Origin of the sequence: Streptomyces sp. NPDC059785 (assembly GCF_042732375.1) — a bacterium.
In the GTDB taxonomy this organism is placed as follows: domain Bacteria; phylum Actinomycetota; class Actinomycetes; order Streptomycetales; family Streptomycetaceae; genus Streptomyces.
Genome location: NZ_JBHWHV010000027.1, coordinates 26,283 through 44,091, shown reverse-complemented (window position 1 = coordinate 44,091; position 17,809 = coordinate 26,283). Strand labels below are relative to the sequence as shown.

The window sequence follows — 17,809 nt, the reverse complement described above, 5'->3', positions numbered from 1 at the left end:
AGCTTCCCCATGAGCAACGCATCGAGCGATACCGTCCTGGTCACCGGTGGTTCCGGCTTCCTGGGCGGGCGGGTGATCGCCCAGGCCCTCGGTGAGGGCTACGAGGTCCGCACCACGGTACGGTCCCTCAGCCGTGAGGCCCAGGTCCGAGAGGACCTCGAAGCCATGGGCGTGGCGGCGGGCGGACGGCTCACGTTCGTGGAGGCCGACCTCACCGCGGACGCAGGGTGGGCCGAGGCGGCAGCGGGCTGCCGCTACGTCCTGCACACCGCCTCACCCTTCCCGGGCGCCGAGCCCGACCGCGAGGACGACCTGATCGTCCCGGCCCGGGAAGGCACGCTGCGCGTACTGCGCGCGGCCCGCGACGCCGGCGCCGAACGCGCCGTGGTCACCTCCTCGTTCGCCGCGGTCGGCTACGGCAGGCCCGCCACCGAACGGCCCTTCACCGAGGCCGACTGGACCGACCCGGACAGCGACGTTCCCGCCTACATCAAGTCCAAGGTGCTGGCCGAGCGGGCCGCCTGGGACTTCGTGGAGCGCGAGGGCAACGGTCTCCAGCTCGCCACCGTCGCCCCGGTCGGCATCTTCGGCCCGGTGGTCGGTGCCGACCACTCCTCCTCGATCAGCATGATCACCGGCCTGTTCAGCGGCCTCATGCCGGGCACACCCCGCCTGTACTTCGCCGTCGTCGATGTCCGCGACGCCGCCGAACTGCACCTGAGGGCCATGACCGCCGAGCAGGCCGCGGGCGAACGCTTCATCGCCGCCGCCGGTGACGCGGTCTCCCTGCACGCAATCGCCCTCGCCGTCCGCGACCGGCTCGGCGACGCCGCCCGAGCGGTCCCGGTCACCGAACTCCCGGACGAGGTGGTACGCAAGGCGGCGGAGGCCACACCGGCGCTGAAGAGCATGCTGCCCAACCTGGGCACGATCCGTCACGTCAGCAACGACAAGGCCCGTACCGTGCTCGGCTGGAACCCGCGCAGCAGCGCAGACGCCGTCGCGGCCACCGCCGCGAGCCTCCTGGAGCTCGGCCTCCTGCCCGCCACGGACCCCGCGTAGGCGCGAGCTCCGTGACGGGAGTCAGGCCCAAAGGCGCTTGCGGTACCAGCGTTCCGCGTACGCGGAGTGGTTGTGCGGCGCGGTCCGTTCGTATCCGCTGCGCTCGTAGAGCGACCAGGCCTCCGCCAGGTCGTCGCGGGTGTCGAGCAGCATGGTGGCGGCACCGAGCGCCCGCGCCGCGTCCTCGGCCGCAGCGAGGAGGACCGGGCCGCCACCGGTGCCGCGCGCTTCCTCGCGTACGAAGACCCGTTTGAGCTCAGCGGCCGGTTCACCCGGCTCTTCCGGTGCCGCGCCGTCGTCGTGGAGGAGACGCACCCCGGCCGTGCCCGCGGGCTCGCCCCCGTGCCGGCCGAGCAGGAGGACGCCGGAGGGCGGCGTGAGCACGGCGTGGTCGTTCGACGCGACGACCTCGCGCTCCAGCTCGTCGGCCGGGGTGTCCCGCCCCTCGTGCACCTGGAACCAGCGGTCGCTCACCTCCGTGTAGTACGCGCGCCACAGGGCGAGTGCCGCGGGGGAGTCGGAAGGTTCAGGGGAGACGGTCCAGGTACTGGTCATGGCGGCCATTCTGGGACGACGGCAGGTGTACGCCGCAAGCGATTTCCGATCCCAGTCGTGAACTCGGTTGATATGAGCGGTCGTTGGTGGATCCGTCCTCAGGGCATCCACAGCTGCCCCTCAATGGTTTCCTCGGTTCGGCCCCTACCTTCGCTCGACATGACTGAGAACACGGAACATCACGAGCAGAGCGCGACCCCCGACGAGCAGCCGCCGGCCCGGCACCGCCGGGACAAGGGCGTCCAACGGCGGCGGGTACTCATCGGCGGCTCCACCGCGGCCGTGGTCGGCGGTCTCACCATCGCCGGATTGGCCTCCGCAGCGCCCGAGACGAGCAGCGCCGAGAGCGCGTCGGGAACGGCCGACGCCTCCGGCACGACCACGACCAGCGCCGTCTGCACCCTGAACGCCGAGGTCACCGAGGGCCCGTACTCCCTCGAAGGCGCGCTGGTCCGGGAGGACGTCAGGGAGGACAAGGAGGGCGTGGAGGTGCGGTACACCTTCACCGTGGTCGACCAGAGCGCCGACTGCGCGCCGCTGGCCGACGCCCTCGTGGAGATCTGGCACTGCGACGCCCTCGGCGAGTACTCCGGATTCGTCGGCCGTAACGGACACGAGGAGGAGGACAACGGCACGTTCCTGCGCGGCGGGCAGCTGACCGACGCCGACGGGCAGGTGAGCATCACGTCCATCTGGCCGGGGCACTACGTCTCCCGCGCCGTGCACGTCCACATGCGGGTGCACACGGACGTCACGCTCACCGACGACTCGTACACCGGCGGCGAGATCGTCCACACCGGGCAGCTCTTCTTCGACCCGGACATCAACGAGGAGATACAGGCGACCGCGCCGTACTCCGACAACACCACCCGGGAGACGGCCCTCGACGACGACACCATCTACGACGGCGGCGGCGCCTCCTCCGGGCTGCTGACCCTCACCGCGCTCGGCTCGGCCGTGTCCGACGGCTACACCGCGACGCTCACCGTGGGCGTCACCACGGACTGACCCGCCGCCGACCACCGAGGGCTCTGCGGGACCGTACGCCGGACGACGGCGACCCGGACGTACGGTCCCGCCGGAGCCGGACCTCCCGCGGGCCCGGTCGCGGAGCTGACCAGGCGGTTCGGGACCGAGGGCTTCGCATGGATGCAACATGTGTGCGGTTAGATGGGGTGGAGACAGAAGAGCAGTCGGCGCTACGGAGACAGGCACCACCCGCATGAACATCACCCGAGGCTTTACCGGGCGCACACGTGTGTCCGACCCCGGGCTGCCGCCCGGCCAGTACGACGCCGGGGACGACTGGCCCGTGCTGTCCGCCGAGGTCACGCCCGAGCTGACCTACGCCGACTGGAGCTTGCGCGTCGGCGGCCTGGCCGAGGAGGAGCGCACCTGGACCTGGGAGCAGGCGCACGCGCTCCCGGCCTCGGTCTACGAGGGCGACATCCACTGCGTGACGAGCTGGTCGAAGTTCGGCGTGCGGTTCAAGGGCGTGTCCGTGGACACCTTCCTGGACACGGTGCGCCCCCTGCCGTCCGCCACACACGTCGTCGCCTACTCGTACACCGGCTACACCACGAACCTTCCGCTCGCGGACCTGACCGGCGGGCGTGCCTGGATCGCCTGGGAGTACGACGGGCAGCCGCTCCCGCCCGAGCACGGGGGCCCCGCACGGCTGCTGGTGCCGCACCTGTACTTCTGGAAGAGCGCCAAGTGGATCTCGGGCCTGGAACTCCTCGACCACGACGAGCCGGGCTTCTGGGAGCGCAACGGCTACCACGCGCGCGGCAACCCCTGGGAGGAACAGAGGTACTCCGGTGACTGAGACGATCGTGAGCGAGACGGCCGTGAGCGGGACGACCACGACCCAGGCGCCCGTCGCCGGGACCGCCGTGACCGAGGCGGCGGCCGCGAGCGAGACGGGCTTCGTGCCCGCCACACGCTTCGCCGTCCCAGGGCGGATCGCCGTGAGCAACCGGGCCGCGGCGGTGTGGCAGACCGCCACGCTCACCGAGATCCGCCGCGAGACCCCGCACGCCGCCACCTTCCGGTTCGCCGTGCCCGCCTGGGCGGGACATCTGCCGGGCCAGCACCTGATGCTGCGGCTGACCGCCGGGGACGGCTACGTCGCCCAGCGCCACTACTCGATCGCGTCCGCGCCCGACGACGCCGGGCACATCGAGCTGACCCTGGACCATGTCGAGGGCGGCGAGGTGTCGGGCTGGTTCCACACGGTGGCCAGGCCCGGTGACCGGGTGGAGGTGCGCGGCCCGCTGAGCGGGTTCTTCGCCTGGCCCGGCGACCGGCCCGCGCTGCTGCTCGGCGCCGGCTCCGGGGTCGTACCGCTGATGTCGATGGTGCGGCACCACCGGGCCCGGGGACTGACGGTTCCGCTGCGGCTCCTGGTCTCCGCGCGCAGTCCCGAGGAGCTGATCTACGCGCCGGAGTACGGTGCGGAGACGACGCCGGTGTTCACCCGGAGCGCGCCCGAGGGCGTGCCGGTGGGCCGGATGACGGCCGCGCACCTGGCGCCGCTCGTGGCCGAGCGGCCGGAGGGCGGCTGGGAGGCGTACGTGTGCGGCTCCAACGCCTTCGCCGAGCATGCTTCACGGCTGCTGGTGGCGGCCGGCCAGCCGGTGGACCGCATCCGCATCGAACGCTTCGGCTGACGGACGGTACGGCTGGGCACTCCGCGGACGGGCGCATGCCCGCGGAGTGCCCAGCCGGCGTCCCGCGCACTACGCCGTCCGCGCCCCCACGTCCTCCCGCGCCGCCGCCTCGTCCACCGTGGTCAGCACCCGTTCGCGCATCAGGACACGTCCGTCGACCACCGTGTCCCGTACGTCCGAGGGGTGCGCGGCGTAGGCGAGCGTCGACCAGGGGTCGTGCCGTGGCTGGAGGTGCGGTGCGCTCAGGTCGAGCACGATCAGGTCGGCCCGCTTGCCGGCCTCCAGCGAGCCCAGGTGCTCGCCGAGCCCGAGGGCCCGTGCGCCCTCGGCGGTCGCCATGCGGACGGCCTGTTCGGCGCCCACCGCCGTCGGGTCGCCGCCCGCCTTGTGCACCAGGGCCGCCTGCCGCACCGCGCCCAGCACGTCCAGTGTGTTGGAGCTGACGGCTCCGTCCGTGCCGAGGCCCACGGTCACGCCCGCGCTCAGCAGCCGCGGCACCGGTGCGATGCCGCAGCCCAGTTTCAGGTTCGACACCGGACAGTGCGCCACCGCCGTGCCGGTACGGGCCAGCGCCGCGATCTCCGCTCCGGTGAGGTCCACGGCGTGGGCGAGCAGCACATCGGGGCCGAGCAGTCCGAGCGAGTCGAGCAGTTCGACGGGCCGCTTGCCGTACCGGACCTCGACGGTGGCGACCTCGCCCGCGTTCTCGGCCGCGTGGATGTGCACAAGGGCCCCGAACTCTCCGCCCAGCGCGAAGATCCCGGTGAGCTGTTCCGTGGCGAGGGTGTAGGCGGAGTGCGCGAAGAGCACCGGACGCCGGCCCGGTGTGGCCGGGCCTCGTGCCTCCAGGTCGCGCCGCGCCCAGGCGAGCCGGTCCTCGTACGCGATGCCGTCGGCCGGGTCGGGCACGTCCATGAAGGTCGGACCGGTGTGCAGGCGCCAGCCCGTCTCACGGGCCACCGTCTCGGCCGCCTCGTGGAACCAGTACATGTCGAGCGCCGAGGTCACCCCGGAGCGGACGCTCTCGGCGACGGCCAGCCGGACCGCCGCCGCCACGTTCCCGGGCGTCAGCAGCTCGGACTCCCACTTCAGCACCCGCTCCAGGAAGCCCTGGAGGGTGACGTCGTCGGCCCGGCCGCGCAGCAGTGTCATCGCGAGGTGGGTGTGCGTGTTGATCAGACCCGGCAGTACGAGGCAGCCGGTCGCGTCGATCTCCTCGTCGGCGGTGTAGCGCGCGGCGAGGTCAGGGGCCGGGCCGACGGCGACGATCTCGCCCCGGCGGACGGCGACCGCCCCGTCGCGGACGACGGTGCCGGCGTCGTCCACCGTCAGCACGTCACCGCCGTGCACCAGCAGGTCGACGTTGTCGATGCTCACGCCCGTTCTCCTTCGGCGAGCAGGCGCAGCGCCTCCAGCGAGACGAGGGCGCCCCGCTCGACACCGGCCGCGACGACGTCCCGGTGCGGGTTGTAGCCGCCGGTGGTGTCCTCGTCGACCAGTTCGTCGGCGTTGGCTCCGTCGATCACCAGCACACCGCCCGCGACCAGGCCGCGCAGCGACGCGGTCACCAGCAGCGCCGACAGCTCCATCTCGATCGCGGCGAGCCCGGCGCCGTCGTAGGAGAAGAGCGGGAGCAGGCCCGGCTGGAACGCGGCCCGCGTCCAGACCAGCCCCCGGTGATGCCGGGCACCGGCCTCGCGGGCCGCGCGCTGGAGTGCGAGCACGGCCTCGGGCGAGGAGACGGCGGGGTATTCGGGCGGCAGGAGCTGGTGCGTCACGCCGTCGTCGCGCACGGCCGCCTCCGCGATGACGAGGTCGCCGTCCGAGATCTCCGGCCGCATCGCGCCCGCCGTGCCGAACCGCAGGACGGTGCGCACGCCGGCCTCGGCCAGTTCCTGGAACAGCAGGACCGCTCCCGGAGCGCCGACCCCGTGCGAGGCCACCGTCACCGCAAGGCCCTTCCAACTGCCCCGGAAGACCCGGTACTCGCGGTGGTAGGACATCTCCTCGGCGCCGTCGAGCAGCGCAGCGACCGTCGCCACGCGCTCCGGGTCGCCGACGACCAGCGCGTGCGGCGGGAGCCCGGCGCGGGGAATGCGGGTGACGGGCAGCAGGTCCTGCGTTATGAGACGGCTCCAGAGGGACGGGTGCGGCGACGGCGGCGGGCCGTCGTGAGGAAGAGGGCGCCGAGCGTGACGACGTACGGCGCGGCGTCGGTCGCCTGCTGCGGCAGGCCGAGGCCCTGGAGGCGGAAGCCGGCCGCCTCGGCGAGGCCGAAGAGCAGGGCAGCGAGCAGCACGCCGACGGGCAGGGCCCGGCCGAGCATGACGGCGACGACGGCGATCCAGCCGCGGCCCGCCGTCATGTTCTCGGAGAAGAGGGTGACGTTGCCGAGCGCGAGCTGCGCCCCGGCGAGACCGCACAGCACCCCGGACAGGAGGATCGCCGCGTACTTGTACCTCGCCGGGCTCACGCCGAGCGTCGCCGCCGCGTCCGGAGCCTCGCCGACCCCGCGCACCCTGAGGCCCCACACATGGCGCGAGAGCATCAGCGCGGCGACGGCGACCGCGATCCAGGACAGGTAGGCGAGCGGGCTGAGGCCGCCGATCAGGGGCAGCCCGGCGAGGGCGGGGTCGTCGAAGGTGCCCTGCACGCCGAAGACCGTGCGCAGCAGGAAGCTGGTCAGGCCCACGGCCAGCAGGTTCATGGCGACGCCGAGGACCACCGCGTCGCCGCGCAGCGTGACCGTCCCGACGGCCAGGATCAGCGAGTACGCGGCCGCCGCGAGGGCCGCGGCGAGGACCGCATGCGGAGCATGCACATCGCTGTCGCGCCTGCTGTCGTCATCACGTGCCTCACTGTCCCGGATCGGGTGCCGGTTCCGTGATGATACGCCCGCGGTGCCGCTGACCGGTGACGATGATGTCGTCGTCTCAGATACCGAGAGGACTGCCCACGGCGACGGGCCGCCGTCGACTCGTCACCGGCACATGAACGGTGCGGCACATCACTACAGGGCAGACACAGGCTGCCCGTGCCTGCCCTGTGGCACGTGCAGCCCGTTACGGGCCGCTGCGGAACCTACGCTCGCGTGAAGCCGTTGCTCCGCTCCACTTTCGCAACATGCAGCGTGTAGCTCTCGTACCACTCCGCCCGGCCGCGCTTCTGCGCCGCGCGGTGCTCGGCGTTGCTCCGCCACTCGGTGAGGGCGTCGGCGTCGCGGAAGTACCCGACGGTGATGCCCAACCCGCCAGGCGTCTGCGCGTGGTCCATCCCCAGGTACCCGGGGACGTCCTTCACCAGCTCTTCCATACGTGCGGTGGTCTCGCTGTAGCCGCTCTGCTCCCGAGTGCGCACCGTGGTGAAGACAGCCACGTAGTAGGGCGGTTCAAAGGCATCCACAGGCGCGACAGGCGCTTCCGAGTGATCGCTCATGGCGCCACCGTAAGGGGGAGGGGCCGGACGGTGCAGCGGCTTTCCTGAACGGGATGCACAAGGGAGGCCGTATGATGGGCGGCCGGACCGGAGCACGTCAGGTGCAGCGATTCATCATCGCACCGGTTCACCTGGGAGAGATCGGGGTTCGAGCCCCCGGCCCGTCCACGCGGACGTGCTCGTTCAATCGGCAGGACACTCCCTTCCTCTTCTCCGCTCAGCACCGGATCGCCAGGTCAGGCCCGATCCCACCCGTCTGAGGCCGGGCTTGTCAGCCGGGTCACATTAAGTTTCGCGCGCGTGCCGCCGCGCAGTGCGGCGACGACAGACTGCTGCCGATCGGCGAGGTGCCTGATGACCTCGAACGCCGTCATCCCAGGCTGTTCCGGCGTGGGCGTGGCCGCGTGCTGGTACCAGTTGCCCAGGAATTCCAATGCCAGGTCGACCAGGGAACGCCCGGTGTGCACGTCCAGCAGATCGGTGGCGGAGTCGAACCGGCCGTCGTGCAGCGCGGTGTTGCGCAGCGCGTACAGCCAGTCGAGGCACGCTTCGAAGCGCCCGGCGGTCTCCTCGATCCACCGGGCGAGCAGGCGGGGGTCGGCCATCCGCGTGCGCCAGGTTCCCAGCCGGTCCGCTGTCTCTCCGCCGAGCCGGTCGGTGAGGGCGGTGAAGCCGTCCGCGGCGTCGCGCAGAACGGGGTCCGCTTGGGCGGGCGGCGCGAACACGTCGAGCCAGCGGTCCACATCACGTAGGAATCCGTCCTCCCCGACGCCGGTCCAGGCGTCCACTGCCACGCGGAACCCCCGCGTCTCCAGAGCCCGTTCCAGCTCGGCATGACGGTCGAGGGCGGTGGCGCGGGCGGTCGCCGCCTTCTCCGCCAGGGCCGCTGCGTGCGCGCTCCCCGCGGCCCTGGCCGCGGCGGCGTTCAACCGGTCGGTCTCCTCCTGGGCCCCGCGTTGGGCGGCGCGCGCGACCGCGACTTCGGCCGCCACCGCCCTGCGCGTCCGCTGGTGCAGGTCGACGGCCTGCTGGCGGAGGGCCTGAAGCGCCAGCGCCCGGGCCAGCGCGCGAATCCTCTGGTCCCTGGCCTTGACGTCCAGCGCCTCCAACGCGGCCCAGCACAGTCCGGCGGCAGTCGTGGGGGCCTCAGTGATCCGGGCGATGTGCGCGGTACGCAGACTCTCCCGCAGAGCGAGCGGCCACCCGGTGGTCAGGGGGCGAACCGGACCCGACCCCAGGGCGGGCACCACGAGCCGCAGTACCCGGCGCGAACCAGGAGCGTGTGCGAGGGTCTCGGAACGGAGCCGGATCTCCGCGAGGCGCTGGCCCGCCACGTAGCGGTCGAGGGACTCCGAGGCGATGCGCCGGCCCAGCGACGCGGCGCCGCCCAGGTCGCGAGCGCGCACGGTGAAGGTCAGCAGAAGGTGACCATCCGCCTGATCTCTCGACCAGCCCCGGCGCACGGAGGACGCGGCCGCGGCAAGGTCGGCGAGCGCTTGCAGGTCGGCCGTGGCGTGGCCCCAGCCGATGATGGGTTCTCCCGGTGAGATGGCCACCGCTGCCGCTGCCGGATCCATCAGCCCGTCCACCGAGTCCAGCCGGGAGGTGCCCTCGACGACCACGGCCACCCGGAAGTCCTGTTCCGGCGGCAGCAGCACACGCAGCAGTCGGCCGGCGTCGAGGGGGCGTCGACTGCTCAGCTCGGAGCGAATGTCGTCGCTCAGTCGGGCATGCCACCGGCCCTCCATCACGCACAGGGCAGCCACCTCCAGCGCGAGCCGTTCCCTGGCGTCCTGTGTCGACGCCCCGCTCCAGGCAGCCACGAAACCGCGCTCGACGACGGCATGCACGTCGGCCACATGCACAGCCAGAAGTGCGGCCGACTTCTCGCAGTCCTCCGGATCACGTATCCCGGCTTCGGCGCCTGTTTCGATGGCTCTCAGCTCGCCCACGGCACCATCGAGCGCGCCCGTCGGCACGTATTGCTTCAACGCATCGAGTGCCGCCAGCGCGGTGGTGACCAGATCGAGCGTCGGCCTCTCGAACGGCTGCGGCTTCATCCGCCCCTTCCGCGCACGCGACTCCAGAGCGGAGTGCGCACGTGCGATCGCGGCTGTCGCCGTCTGGGCACCGCTCACGTGCCGGGTGAGGACCGACTCCGGGTCACACGCTGTCAGTACGCCCTCCAGCAGACTCCTTTGAGGGTCGTCGAGCCCGGCCATCCTGCACAGTCGGATCCAATCAGCTTCGGCGCGCACCAGTGACATGCCCCGACCCTAACCGCACGGCTGTCTCACCAGAGGGCTCGAACTGTGCTGCTCGGCGGAGGCGTTCGGCGAGGGCCGCGGCGGCCGGGGCGGCGCGGTCCTTGACGCCCCAGGCCAGCAGGTGGTGGCGGCGGGCCCAGGTGTCCTGGAGTTCGCACACGTCGAGCGGCTGGTGGGGAGGGACGGCGTGCCGGGGTACGACGGCGAGCCCAGCACCGGCGGCGGCCAGGGTGATGAGGACGCCGAGGTCGGCGACGGTGGTGCGGTAGCGCACCACCGGAGCGTGCGGCTCGAGATGCTTCTCGATCCAGCGGCGCAGCGAGGAATCGGCGTCGAGGCCGACGAGGGGGTGTTCGGCGACCTCGCTGTAGGCCGGCGCCGTCCGTCCGGCGAGGATCCTGCTCTCCCCCGAACCCGAACCCGAAGGTCCGGCAGCCGCCGGTGAGGTGAGCACGGACCGAGGACGAGGGGTGGGTGGACACCCCGCCTGACGCGGCGAGCGGGAGGAGCTGCGCGCCCACATGGCCGGGGAACTGCTGGAAGCGGCCCTCGATCTCGACGACTGGGTACTGCGCCATACGCCGGTGACGGCGAACGCCCTGTCGCGGATCGCCCTCGTGCCCGGGGCCATGGCCAGTGCCTGGGTGTACCGGGACGAGCTGACCACAGGAATTGCACCCCGAAGGGGGGAACGGGTGCAGATCGGTGAGCTGGCCAAGGCGACCGGGGCGACGCGTCGCCGCCCAGACCGCGGTCCGGGACCGCCTCCAGGCCGCACTGCACCAGGCAACCAGCGACCGGATCCGCCCAGTGGCGTGACCGCTCGCCGCACCCCCGACCAGCGCGAATGTACAGGCGCCGCAGAATCATCGAACGCCGCTGCGGGAGCAAGGTGAGATCCTGCACGTATGAACCATCTGGGCGACGCGCACCTTCGCACCTGGGCGCTGCGCCTGATGGCCCTCCTCGCAGCCGACACCCGCGACCAGCTCGCGTGGCTCGGTGAGCGTGAGCTGGAGACGGCGGACGTCGTCGAAGAGGCGGAACTCCTCTGCCGCGTTTCCGAAGGGCTTGTGGAGCGTGGAGTCTTCGAGCCCGGTGATCTGCGCCAACTTCGGCTTATCGGCCGTCGTTTCGGCGAGATCGATGCCGCTTGCCGCGTCGGTCTCTGGGCTGACGCCCTCACATCGGATCCTGCGTGGGACGACATCCGTCCTCTCGCCCGCGAGTTTCTCGCCAGGACGCTGGGTGACTGGCGTCAGCCATTGCCACGTCCCGTACGCCGGTACACGGACGACCGTTGAGCGCATCCAGGCCGGGCGGAAGTTGATCCCGCTCGCCCAGGAACCGCTTACGCGACGTCCTGCCGCTCCCGAACGGCCTGGAACGTCCCCGCCGCGGTGAACGCGTCGGTGATCGGTGCGATGAGCGAGGCGAAGCGGCGTGCGCCCGCGTTGCCGATCGGTGCCCAGAGCGCGGCGCAGTGCTCGTCCGTCTCCGTCTCGATGCGTTCGCGTGCCGCGCTGCCGGCGTCGGTGATCACGCCGTCGGAGTCGAGCCAGCCGCGGGCGACGAGGCGTGCCGTCGCCGCGGTCCACTCCTCGTCGTCCCACTGACGTGTCGCCCGCGCCAGGGACGTCGGGAGACGGCCCGTCGCGGTGTGCAGAACGAGGCAGTCGCACGGCCCGAGGCCGTTGCCGGCGAGCACGACGGCATGGGCGTCGCCGCGCCATTCGCGTGCCACCGTGATCTGCTGCCACAGCGCGACGAGGGGATCGGACGGGAGCGTGACCGAGGCGTTCGCGGCGGCCAGCACCTTGCCGGCGTAGTCGGCACCGGCGACTACCGGGTCGATCAGCGAGCGCGCCTCGGCGAGTCGGCCGTCCGTGAGGTGCACGCCGACGCGCCGCATCGCCCGCCCTGCGGCCGTGAACCGGGCGGCCTGCCACCGCTCGGGCGGCGCCGCGTTCCACACGCCCGCCATCGCCCGTACCGCCCGCGGGCTGAAGTTGTAGAAGGCCGCGAGCGTGACCTGCCACGGGACCGCGCCCATCGCGGCCGACCGGGAGGCCAGATACGTCGGTCCGCGGTCGGTGACGCCGAGTTCGGCCGCTTCCTGGGCGCTTTCGGGGACGAGGTAGATGAACAGGTGGGCGGCGCTGATGGCGTGGCTGACGTCGCGGACGGCGTCGAGGTCCATCGGGTCGTCGTCGCCGGGGCGAGTGGGGTGGGCCAGCTCTTCGTCGAGCTCATCGAGGTGCATCGCGGTTGTTCCTCCAGGAAGTGGGGCGTTGTCAGGCGGCGGTCTCGGCGGTCTCGGCGGTGACGGTCAGCACCGCACGGCCGAGGGTGTGCTGGGACATGGTGAAGCCGAGGACGGCCGGGGTCGCGTCGGCCGGGACGCCGATGGTGGCGACGTCGAGGGCGTGCACGACGACGAAGTAGCGGTGCGGGCCGTGCCCGGCCGGCGGGGCGGCGCCGATGTAGCGGGCCGCGCGGGCGTCGTTGGGCAATTGGCAGGCACCTTCGGGCAGGCCCGACCCGGTGTCGTCGCCGGCGCCCTCGGGCAGTTCGGTGACGGTGGCGGGGATGTCGGCGACCGCCCAGTGCCAGAACCCGGACCCGGTGGGGGCGTCGGGGTCGTAGACGGTGACGGCGTAGCTCTCGGTGCCGTCCGGGGCGCCGCTCCATGACAGTTGCGGGGAGACGTCCTTCCCGCCTGGCAGGCCGGAGGAGCGCTGGGCGGGCGGCCAGGCCGCTCCGTCGGTGACGGTCGTGCTGGTGACGGTGAAGGACACTGCCTCGGGGAGGCGGGCGAAGGGGTCATTGGCGTGCAAGGTGATGCTCCTCATCGGTTCATGTGTGCCGTGGGTTGGTGTTACTCGGTTCGTGCGTGCCGTGGGTGGCGCGACTCGGGCCATGTGTGCTGGAGGTGGCGCGGCCGGTCATCGGGCCGCAGGGGTCAGGGAACGGTGCCGACGGCAGCGGCTACCGTCTCGCCGGCAAATCGACAGTAACACGAATAATCGATTATCCAGCAGATCGTCTATGCTGACGTCATGGCTGGCACACCTCGCAACCCCGCGTCCTCCGGGAAACAGATGCTTTCCGAGCAGGTCTACGCCCATCTACAGGGCGCGATCATGCGCGGGGAGCACGCCCCCGGTGACGCCCTCAAACCGCAGGACCTGGCCAAGGAGCAGGGCGTGAGCCTCGCCGTCGTGCGCGAGGCGCTCGTGCGGCTGGTCGGGGAGGGGCTCGCCGACCGGCTGCCCAACCGTGGGTTCGCGGTCCCACTTCTCACCGACGAACGCTGGCAGGAGATTGCCGAGGCCCGCCGGACCATCGAACCGGCCGTACTGCGCATGTCCGTCGAGCGCGGCGACGTCGACTGGGAGGCCCGCGTGCGGGCCGCTCACCACCGTCTGGTCCGCACCCCGCCGTACGCTGCGGAGGAGGGTGAGCACTACACCAGGGCCTGGGCCGAGGCTCACCGGGTCTTCCACCGCACGCTGCTGGAGGGGTGCGGCAACCGCGCGCTGCTGGAGACCTTCGACCGGCTGTGGATCGCGAGTGAGCTGGCCCGCCGCTGGTCGGCACACCGCACCCCCGACCGGGACGGTGCCGAGGAGCACCGCAGGCTGGAAGAGGCGGCGCTGGCCCGCGACGCCGACACCGCGGCCGCGGTCCTGGTTCAGCACCTCACCATGACCGCGGCCGCGCTGACAGGCGACGCAAGTCAGGCCACGTAGCCTGCACCACTACGTCAGGCCACCTAGCCTGCACCACTACGTCAGGCCACCTAGGTGCACCAATGCGTCAGTTCACCCAGGTGCACCTATGTGAACTGCTAGCGCGCGGGTTCCGTCGCCGGCGCGCTCATCGCTGCCGTCAGGAACGTGATCGCCCAGCGCCTGGCCTCCTCGCCGGCCGCTGCCGGGCAGCCGGGGGTGGGCTGGTTGTGGACCTCGACGCGATCCACGGCCGTCACGGCGAGGATTCCCCGCAACCGGAACTCCAGCTCTTGTGGGGCCAGGCCGGGCAGTGCGCGGGCGAAGGCCGCCAGATAGCGCTCACGGACGGCGGCTTCGTCCGGGCCGGTCCAGCTGCGGGCCTCCTCGGCCGGATCGCTGAGGATGGTCACGATCAGCCGGGATGTGCGGGCTCCGCTGTCATCGCCGGTGGGCATCTCGTCGAACAGGGGGCCCGCGAAGGCTTCCACGAGGTCGGCGACGCTCGGATCCGCGGTCCTTGCCAGAAGTTCGTCGAGCCGGGCGCGCTGGGCGGTGGTGATGGGCTCGATCACGCGGCGGGCGACCGCGGCCATGAGTTCCGCCTTCGACCCGAAGTGGTAGGCCACGGCGGCCAGGTTCGCTCCGGCGAGGTTGGTGATCGCGCGAACCGAGGTCCCGCGGTAGCCGTGCTCGGCGAAGAGGCGTTCGGCGGCGTCGAGGATCTTGGTCCGGGTATCGGGAAGCACCATGTGCCGTACTATACAAACGACCGATTGAAACGAACGTTTGACTCACTTGACTGACACGGATGTGGTCGCATGAAACTGCTCGTCTACGGCGCCGGGGTGTGCGGCAGCCTGCTCGCCGCTCACCTGCACGAGGCCGGGCTCGACGTCTCGCTCCTCGCCAGAGGCCGGCGCCTGGCCGCCCTGCGCCGGCACGGCGTGCAACTCGCCGAGGAGGACAGCCCTGCCGTCCGACAGGTCTTCGTCCCGGTGGTCGAGCACCCGGCGGGTGATTACGACCTGACCGCCGTCACCGTCCGCACCCATCAGGTGGACGCGGTGCTGGAGTCACTGGCCGGCCTCGACGGCGACGTGCTGTTCCTTCACAACTGGGCGGCCGGCGCGCAGCCGCTGGAAGCGGCGATCGGCCACGGGCGCGTGCTGCTCGGCTTTCCCCCGGCTCTGGCCGGCGGCACCATGGACGGCGACGTGGTCCGCTACCGCGCGAGCAGTTACATGACCAGCCGAGTCCCGATGCCGATCGGCGAACCCGACGGGCGCGCCACCCAGCGGTTGGAACGGATCGTCCGCGCCTTCCGTACTGCCGGAATCAAGGCCAAGGCCGAGCCACGGATGGACGCCTGGCTCAGGACTCACGCCGCGTTCGAGGTACCGCTCGGGCAGGCAGTGCACACGGCGGGCAGCCCGGCGGCACTGGCCGAGGATGCGGACGCCGTCCGCGGCATGCTCCATTTCATGCGGCAGAATCTGGCCGCCATGCCGACGCCGCCGGTCCCGCGCGCGTTCGGCGCACTGCGGACTCTGCCGGAAGGGCTGCTCGTGGCCCTGCTGCGGGGCTTCCTGCGCGGCCGGACCGCCGCACGCAGCGCCCTCAGCGACACCTCCTCTTCGGCGGCGGCCGAACTGGAGCGGCTGAACGAACAGTTGCGCACCCGACACTGAGCCCGTGGACGGAGGCACACTGGCCGGATGAGCGCTGAGAACACCGAGCCGTTCCGTGCCGTCCCCGCCGAGGTGCGGCCGTATCTGACAGAGCTTGTGCGCCGTACCCGCGCGGTGTGCGGCCCCGGGCTGACCGGCGTGATCGCGGTCGGTTCCCTCGCGCTCGGCGACTACCGGCACGGGCGCAGCGACGTCGACGTCACGGTCGTCGTAGCGGGTCCGCCTCCGGCCGCGGCCCTGCGGGAACTGGCCGACGCCCTCGACCACCGGCGGCTGCCGTGCCCCGCCGCGGGACTGGAACTGGTCGTATACGCGGCGGACTTCGCTCGGATCCCGTCAGGGGAGGCCGGCTATCTGCTGGACCTCAACACCGGCGCGTCGCTGCCGTACCGGGCCGCCTTCGACACGGTCGGGGCACCGTCGTTCTGGTACGTCATCGACCGCTCCGTGGCCCATCAGGACGGGATCGCGCTGTACGGCCCACCCGCACCGGAGGTGATCGCGGCACCCCGGCCGACGGAACTGTACGCCGCGATCCGGGCCTCGGTGCGCGAGCACGGCGACGGCGAGGGGCACCTCGCCGACAACCGGGTCCTCAACGGCTGCCGCTCCGTGGTCCACTGCCGCACCGGGCGCTGGTTCGCCAAGCGCGACGCGGCCGCGCGGGTCGCCGCCGCGGAGGAGGACTTCCGTCCGCTGATCGAGGCCGCTGTCCGCAGCTTCGAACGCCCCCGTGCCGCCGCGCTGCCACTGCCCGGGCCGCAGGTCCGGGCGTTCCTCACCTGGGTACGCGCCCGCGTCGAGGAAAGCGCCGCGGCGGCCGGTGCCTGAATGCCGTCCGCCGAGGAGCTGGCCGACGGCTCGTACTCGTTCACAGAAAAGCCGTAGCCGTACCTGTCCGCCGTACGGTGACGCCGGTAACGTGCCAGTGGCGCTCGACTCTGTCCTGACCATGACACTGTCCACCCTGATTCCGCACGTGGTGGGCCGCGCTCGACTTCTCGGCGGCCGCACCGCCGGGGCCGGCGCACCGGCCGCGATCAAGCCTCCGCACACGCCGCTATGAAGCCTCCGCACCGCACAAGGAGTCCGCATGGCAACACCGATCAGCCGTCGCACCGTTCTCGCCGCCGGCTCGGGCGCCGCCGCCGGCCTGTCCCTGCCCGGCGTCGCCCGTGCGCATACCGACGACCGTGCGACCACCAGCGTCGGATTCACCTTGAACGCCCAGGTGCTCGACGGTGGTGAACAGGTCACCTCGATCAGGCTCAAGACCGCCCGGCTCGGCCCGATCGACCCGGCCAGCCTGACCACCGGCACCTTCGGCGTGCACGCCAAGGCCACCAGCCCGATCCCCATCGCCGCCGACGACGTCATCCTCGGCGAGTACGACCTCGACCGCACCGTGACCGCCGTCCGGCTCGACCACCGCGGCGACATCGTCCTCGAACTGAGCTACGCCGAGGGCCAGACCGGAGGCAGCACGCTCGGCTACGTCCTGGGCGCGGGCCGCAACGTGATGCTCGACCTCGCCTACACCATCACTCAGCGCGCCCCGATCACCTTGCGCAATCACCGGCCGGTCGTCATCGAGAACTTCGTGCAGGGCCCTCGCCTGTCGGACCCTGAGGTGGACGCGTTCAGCTCCCACATCTCCGGCTCGGGAATGAAGTACCGGCTGTATTCACCCACCGGCTCCCACTCCTCACGACGGGGCGGTCATCCACTGATCGTCTGGCTCCACGGCGGCGGCGAAGGCGCTTCCCTGCCCGACGGCTACTACGACAACGAGACCACGCTGCGGGCCAACCGCGGCGCACTGGGCTTCGCCACCCCCGAGGCGCAGCGCATCTTCGACGGCGCCTACGTCCTCGCCCCGCAGAGCACCTCCGCCTGGATGCTGGACGGCCCCCGCTTCGCTCCGCTCATCCACGAGATCATCGGCGACGTCACGCGCGGGAACCGCGTCGACCGCGACCGGATCTACGTCGCCGGTTGCAGCAACGGCGGCTACATGAGCATGAAGATGACCACCGTGTACCCCACACTGTTCGCCGCCTCCGTGCCGATCTGCGGCGTCGTCACGTCCTTCCCGCCCGGGGGCGCGCCGCTGATCCCCGACAGCGAGCTGGCGCGGATCACCACCCCCAGCTGGCTCGTCGCCTCCCGTGACGACACCACCGTGGAACCGCAGGCGAACACCGTCCATGCCCACGAACTGATCCCCGGCTCGCTGATGACGCTCTACGACCACGTCGTGTGGAACGGCCACCAGTTCGCCGGCCACTGGTCGTGGATCTACGTCGCCCGCAACGACCCCAGCGACAACGGCACCCACGTCTGGCAGTGGATGGCCGCCCAGGACCGGCGCTGATGACCGTGCGCTCGGGCAGCCG

Annotated in this window: 19 protein-coding genes; 9 read left to right on the top strand and 10 right to left on the bottom strand. The window is 71.8% G+C overall.

Annotated features, from left to right (window positions below):
• The first annotated feature begins 9 nt into the window (after positions 1 to 9).
• On the top strand, positions 10 to 1,062 hold the full coding sequence (locus ACFV6E_RS21240; protein WP_385463565.1) for an SDR family oxidoreductase: 1,053 nt from the start codon (positions 10 to 12) through the stop codon (positions 1,060 to 1,062).
• A 21-nt stretch (positions 1,063 to 1,083) separates the two neighbouring features.
• On the opposite strand, the gene ACFV6E_RS21235 is transcribed toward ACFV6E_RS21240, so the two are convergent.
• Positions 1,084 to 1,626 carry a GNAT family N-acetyltransferase gene (locus ACFV6E_RS21235; RefSeq protein WP_385463562.1) on the bottom strand — a complete coding sequence of 181 codons (543 nt, stop codon included), beginning with the start codon at positions 1,624 to 1,626 and terminating at the stop codon, positions 1,084 to 1,086.
• A gap of 150 nt (positions 1,627 to 1,776) precedes the next feature.
• Between ACFV6E_RS21235 and ACFV6E_RS21230 the strand changes: the two genes are divergently transcribed.
• The 3 genes from ACFV6E_RS21230 (at position 1,777) to ACFV6E_RS21220 (ending at position 4,289) form a co-directional block, all read left to right on the top strand.
• Positions 1,777 to 2,625, top strand: a complete 849-nt coding sequence (locus tag ACFV6E_RS21230; protein ID WP_385463559.1) for an intradiol ring-cleavage dioxygenase — start codon at positions 1,777 to 1,779, stop codon at positions 2,623 to 2,625.
• Positions 2,626 to 2,839: 214 nt separating this feature from the next.
• On the top strand, positions 2,840 to 3,445 hold the full coding sequence (locus tag ACFV6E_RS21225) for a sulfite oxidase-like oxidoreductase (RefSeq protein WP_385463556.1): 606 nt from the start codon (positions 2,840 to 2,842) through the stop codon (positions 3,443 to 3,445).
• Between the two features lie 67 nt (positions 3,446 to 3,512).
• A complete protein-coding gene (locus ACFV6E_RS21220) occupies positions 3,513 to 4,289 on the top strand; it encodes a ferredoxin reductase (RefSeq protein WP_385463685.1) in 777 nt (258 codons plus the stop codon).
• Between the two features lie 69 nt (positions 4,290 to 4,358).
• Here the strand turns inward: ACFV6E_RS21220 and ACFV6E_RS21215 are convergent, their stop codons facing one another.
• The 6 genes from ACFV6E_RS21215 to ACFV6E_RS21190 all read right to left on the bottom strand — a co-directional run bounded on the left by ACFV6E_RS21215 (position 4,359) and on the right by ACFV6E_RS21190 (position 10,445).
• Positions 4,359 to 5,660, bottom strand: a complete 1,302-nt coding sequence (locus ACFV6E_RS21215; RefSeq protein ID WP_385463682.1) for an amidohydrolase — start codon at positions 5,658 to 5,660, stop codon at positions 4,359 to 4,361.
• Between the two features lie 2 nt (positions 5,661 to 5,662).
• Complete coding sequence (locus ACFV6E_RS21210; protein WP_385463679.1) at positions 5,663 to 6,415, bottom strand: nucleoside phosphorylase; 753 nt, start codon at positions 6,413 to 6,415, stop codon at positions 5,663 to 5,665.
• Positions 6,412 to 7,110 (bottom strand): ABC transporter permease, encoded by a 699-nt coding sequence (locus ACFV6E_RS21205; RefSeq protein WP_385463553.1) that lies wholly within the window; start codon positions 7,108 to 7,110, stop codon positions 6,412 to 6,414. The genes ACFV6E_RS21210 and ACFV6E_RS21205 overlap by 4 nt, the downstream gene beginning before the upstream one ends.
• A 260-nt stretch (positions 7,111 to 7,370) precedes the next feature.
• Complete coding sequence (locus ACFV6E_RS21200; RefSeq protein WP_385463550.1) at positions 7,371 to 7,724, bottom strand: antibiotic biosynthesis monooxygenase family protein; 354 nt, start codon at positions 7,722 to 7,724, stop codon at positions 7,371 to 7,373.
• A gap of 236 nt (positions 7,725 to 7,960) precedes the next feature.
• A complete protein-coding gene (locus ACFV6E_RS21195; RefSeq protein WP_385463547.1) occupies positions 7,961 to 9,991 on the bottom strand; it encodes a hypothetical protein in 2,031 nt (676 codons plus the stop codon).
• On the bottom strand, positions 9,966 to 10,445 hold the full coding sequence (locus ACFV6E_RS21190; protein WP_385463544.1) for a LysR substrate-binding domain-containing protein: 480 nt from the start codon (positions 10,443 to 10,445) through the stop codon (positions 9,966 to 9,968). Before ACFV6E_RS21190 ends, ACFV6E_RS21195 begins: the two co-directional genes overlap by 26 nt.
• A gap of 454 nt (positions 10,446 to 10,899) precedes the next feature.
• On the opposite strand from ACFV6E_RS21190, the gene ACFV6E_RS21185 reads away from it, so the two are divergent.
• A complete protein-coding gene (locus ACFV6E_RS21185) occupies positions 10,900 to 11,295 on the top strand; it encodes a hypothetical protein (RefSeq protein ID WP_385463541.1) in 396 nt (131 codons plus the stop codon).
• Positions 11,296 to 11,342: 47 nt separating this feature from the next.
• On the opposite strand, the gene ACFV6E_RS21180 is transcribed toward ACFV6E_RS21185, so the two are convergent.
• Both ACFV6E_RS21180 and ACFV6E_RS21175 read right to left on the bottom strand, forming a co-directional pair.
• Positions 11,343 to 12,254 carry a hypothetical protein gene (locus tag ACFV6E_RS21180; RefSeq protein WP_385463538.1) on the bottom strand — a complete coding sequence of 304 codons (912 nt, stop codon included), beginning with the start codon at positions 12,252 to 12,254 and terminating at the stop codon, positions 11,343 to 11,345.
• A 31-nt stretch (positions 12,255 to 12,285) separates the two neighbouring features.
• Positions 12,286 to 12,828 carry a YbhB/YbcL family Raf kinase inhibitor-like protein gene (locus ACFV6E_RS21175; protein ID WP_385463676.1) on the bottom strand — a complete coding sequence of 181 codons (543 nt, stop codon included), beginning with the start codon at positions 12,826 to 12,828 and terminating at the stop codon, positions 12,286 to 12,288.
• Positions 12,829 to 13,050: 222 nt separating this feature from the next.
• On the opposite strand from ACFV6E_RS21175, the gene ACFV6E_RS21170 reads away from it, so the two are divergent.
• A complete protein-coding gene (locus tag ACFV6E_RS21170; RefSeq protein WP_385463535.1) occupies positions 13,051 to 13,743 on the top strand; it encodes a GntR family transcriptional regulator in 693 nt (230 codons plus the stop codon).
• Positions 13,744 to 13,841: 98 nt separating this feature from the next.
• Here the strand turns inward: ACFV6E_RS21170 and ACFV6E_RS21165 are convergent, their stop codons facing one another.
• Positions 13,842 to 14,474 (bottom strand): TetR/AcrR family transcriptional regulator, encoded by a 633-nt coding sequence (locus ACFV6E_RS21165; RefSeq protein WP_385463532.1) that lies wholly within the window; start codon positions 14,472 to 14,474, stop codon positions 13,842 to 13,844.
• A 69-nt stretch (positions 14,475 to 14,543) separates the two neighbouring features.
• Between ACFV6E_RS21165 and ACFV6E_RS21160 the strand changes: the two genes are divergently transcribed.
• The 3 genes from ACFV6E_RS21160 to ACFV6E_RS21150 all read left to right on the top strand — a co-directional run bounded on the left by ACFV6E_RS21160 (position 14,544) and on the right by ACFV6E_RS21150 (position 17,787).
• Positions 14,544 to 15,413, top strand: coding sequence for a ketopantoate reductase family protein (locus ACFV6E_RS21160; RefSeq protein ID WP_385463529.1), 870 nt, complete (start codon positions 14,544 to 14,546; stop codon positions 15,411 to 15,413).
• Between the two features lie 27 nt (positions 15,414 to 15,440).
• Positions 15,441 to 16,244, top strand: a complete 804-nt coding sequence (locus tag ACFV6E_RS21155) for an aminoglycoside adenylyltransferase domain-containing protein (RefSeq protein WP_385175263.1) — start codon at positions 15,441 to 15,443, stop codon at positions 16,242 to 16,244.
• Positions 16,245 to 16,506: 262 nt separating this feature from the next.
• Positions 16,507 to 17,787 carry a prolyl oligopeptidase family serine peptidase gene (locus ACFV6E_RS21150; protein ID WP_385463526.1) on the top strand — a complete coding sequence of 427 codons (1,281 nt, stop codon included), beginning with the start codon at positions 16,507 to 16,509 and terminating at the stop codon, positions 17,785 to 17,787.
• Positions 17,788 to 17,809: the final 22 nt, after the last annotated feature.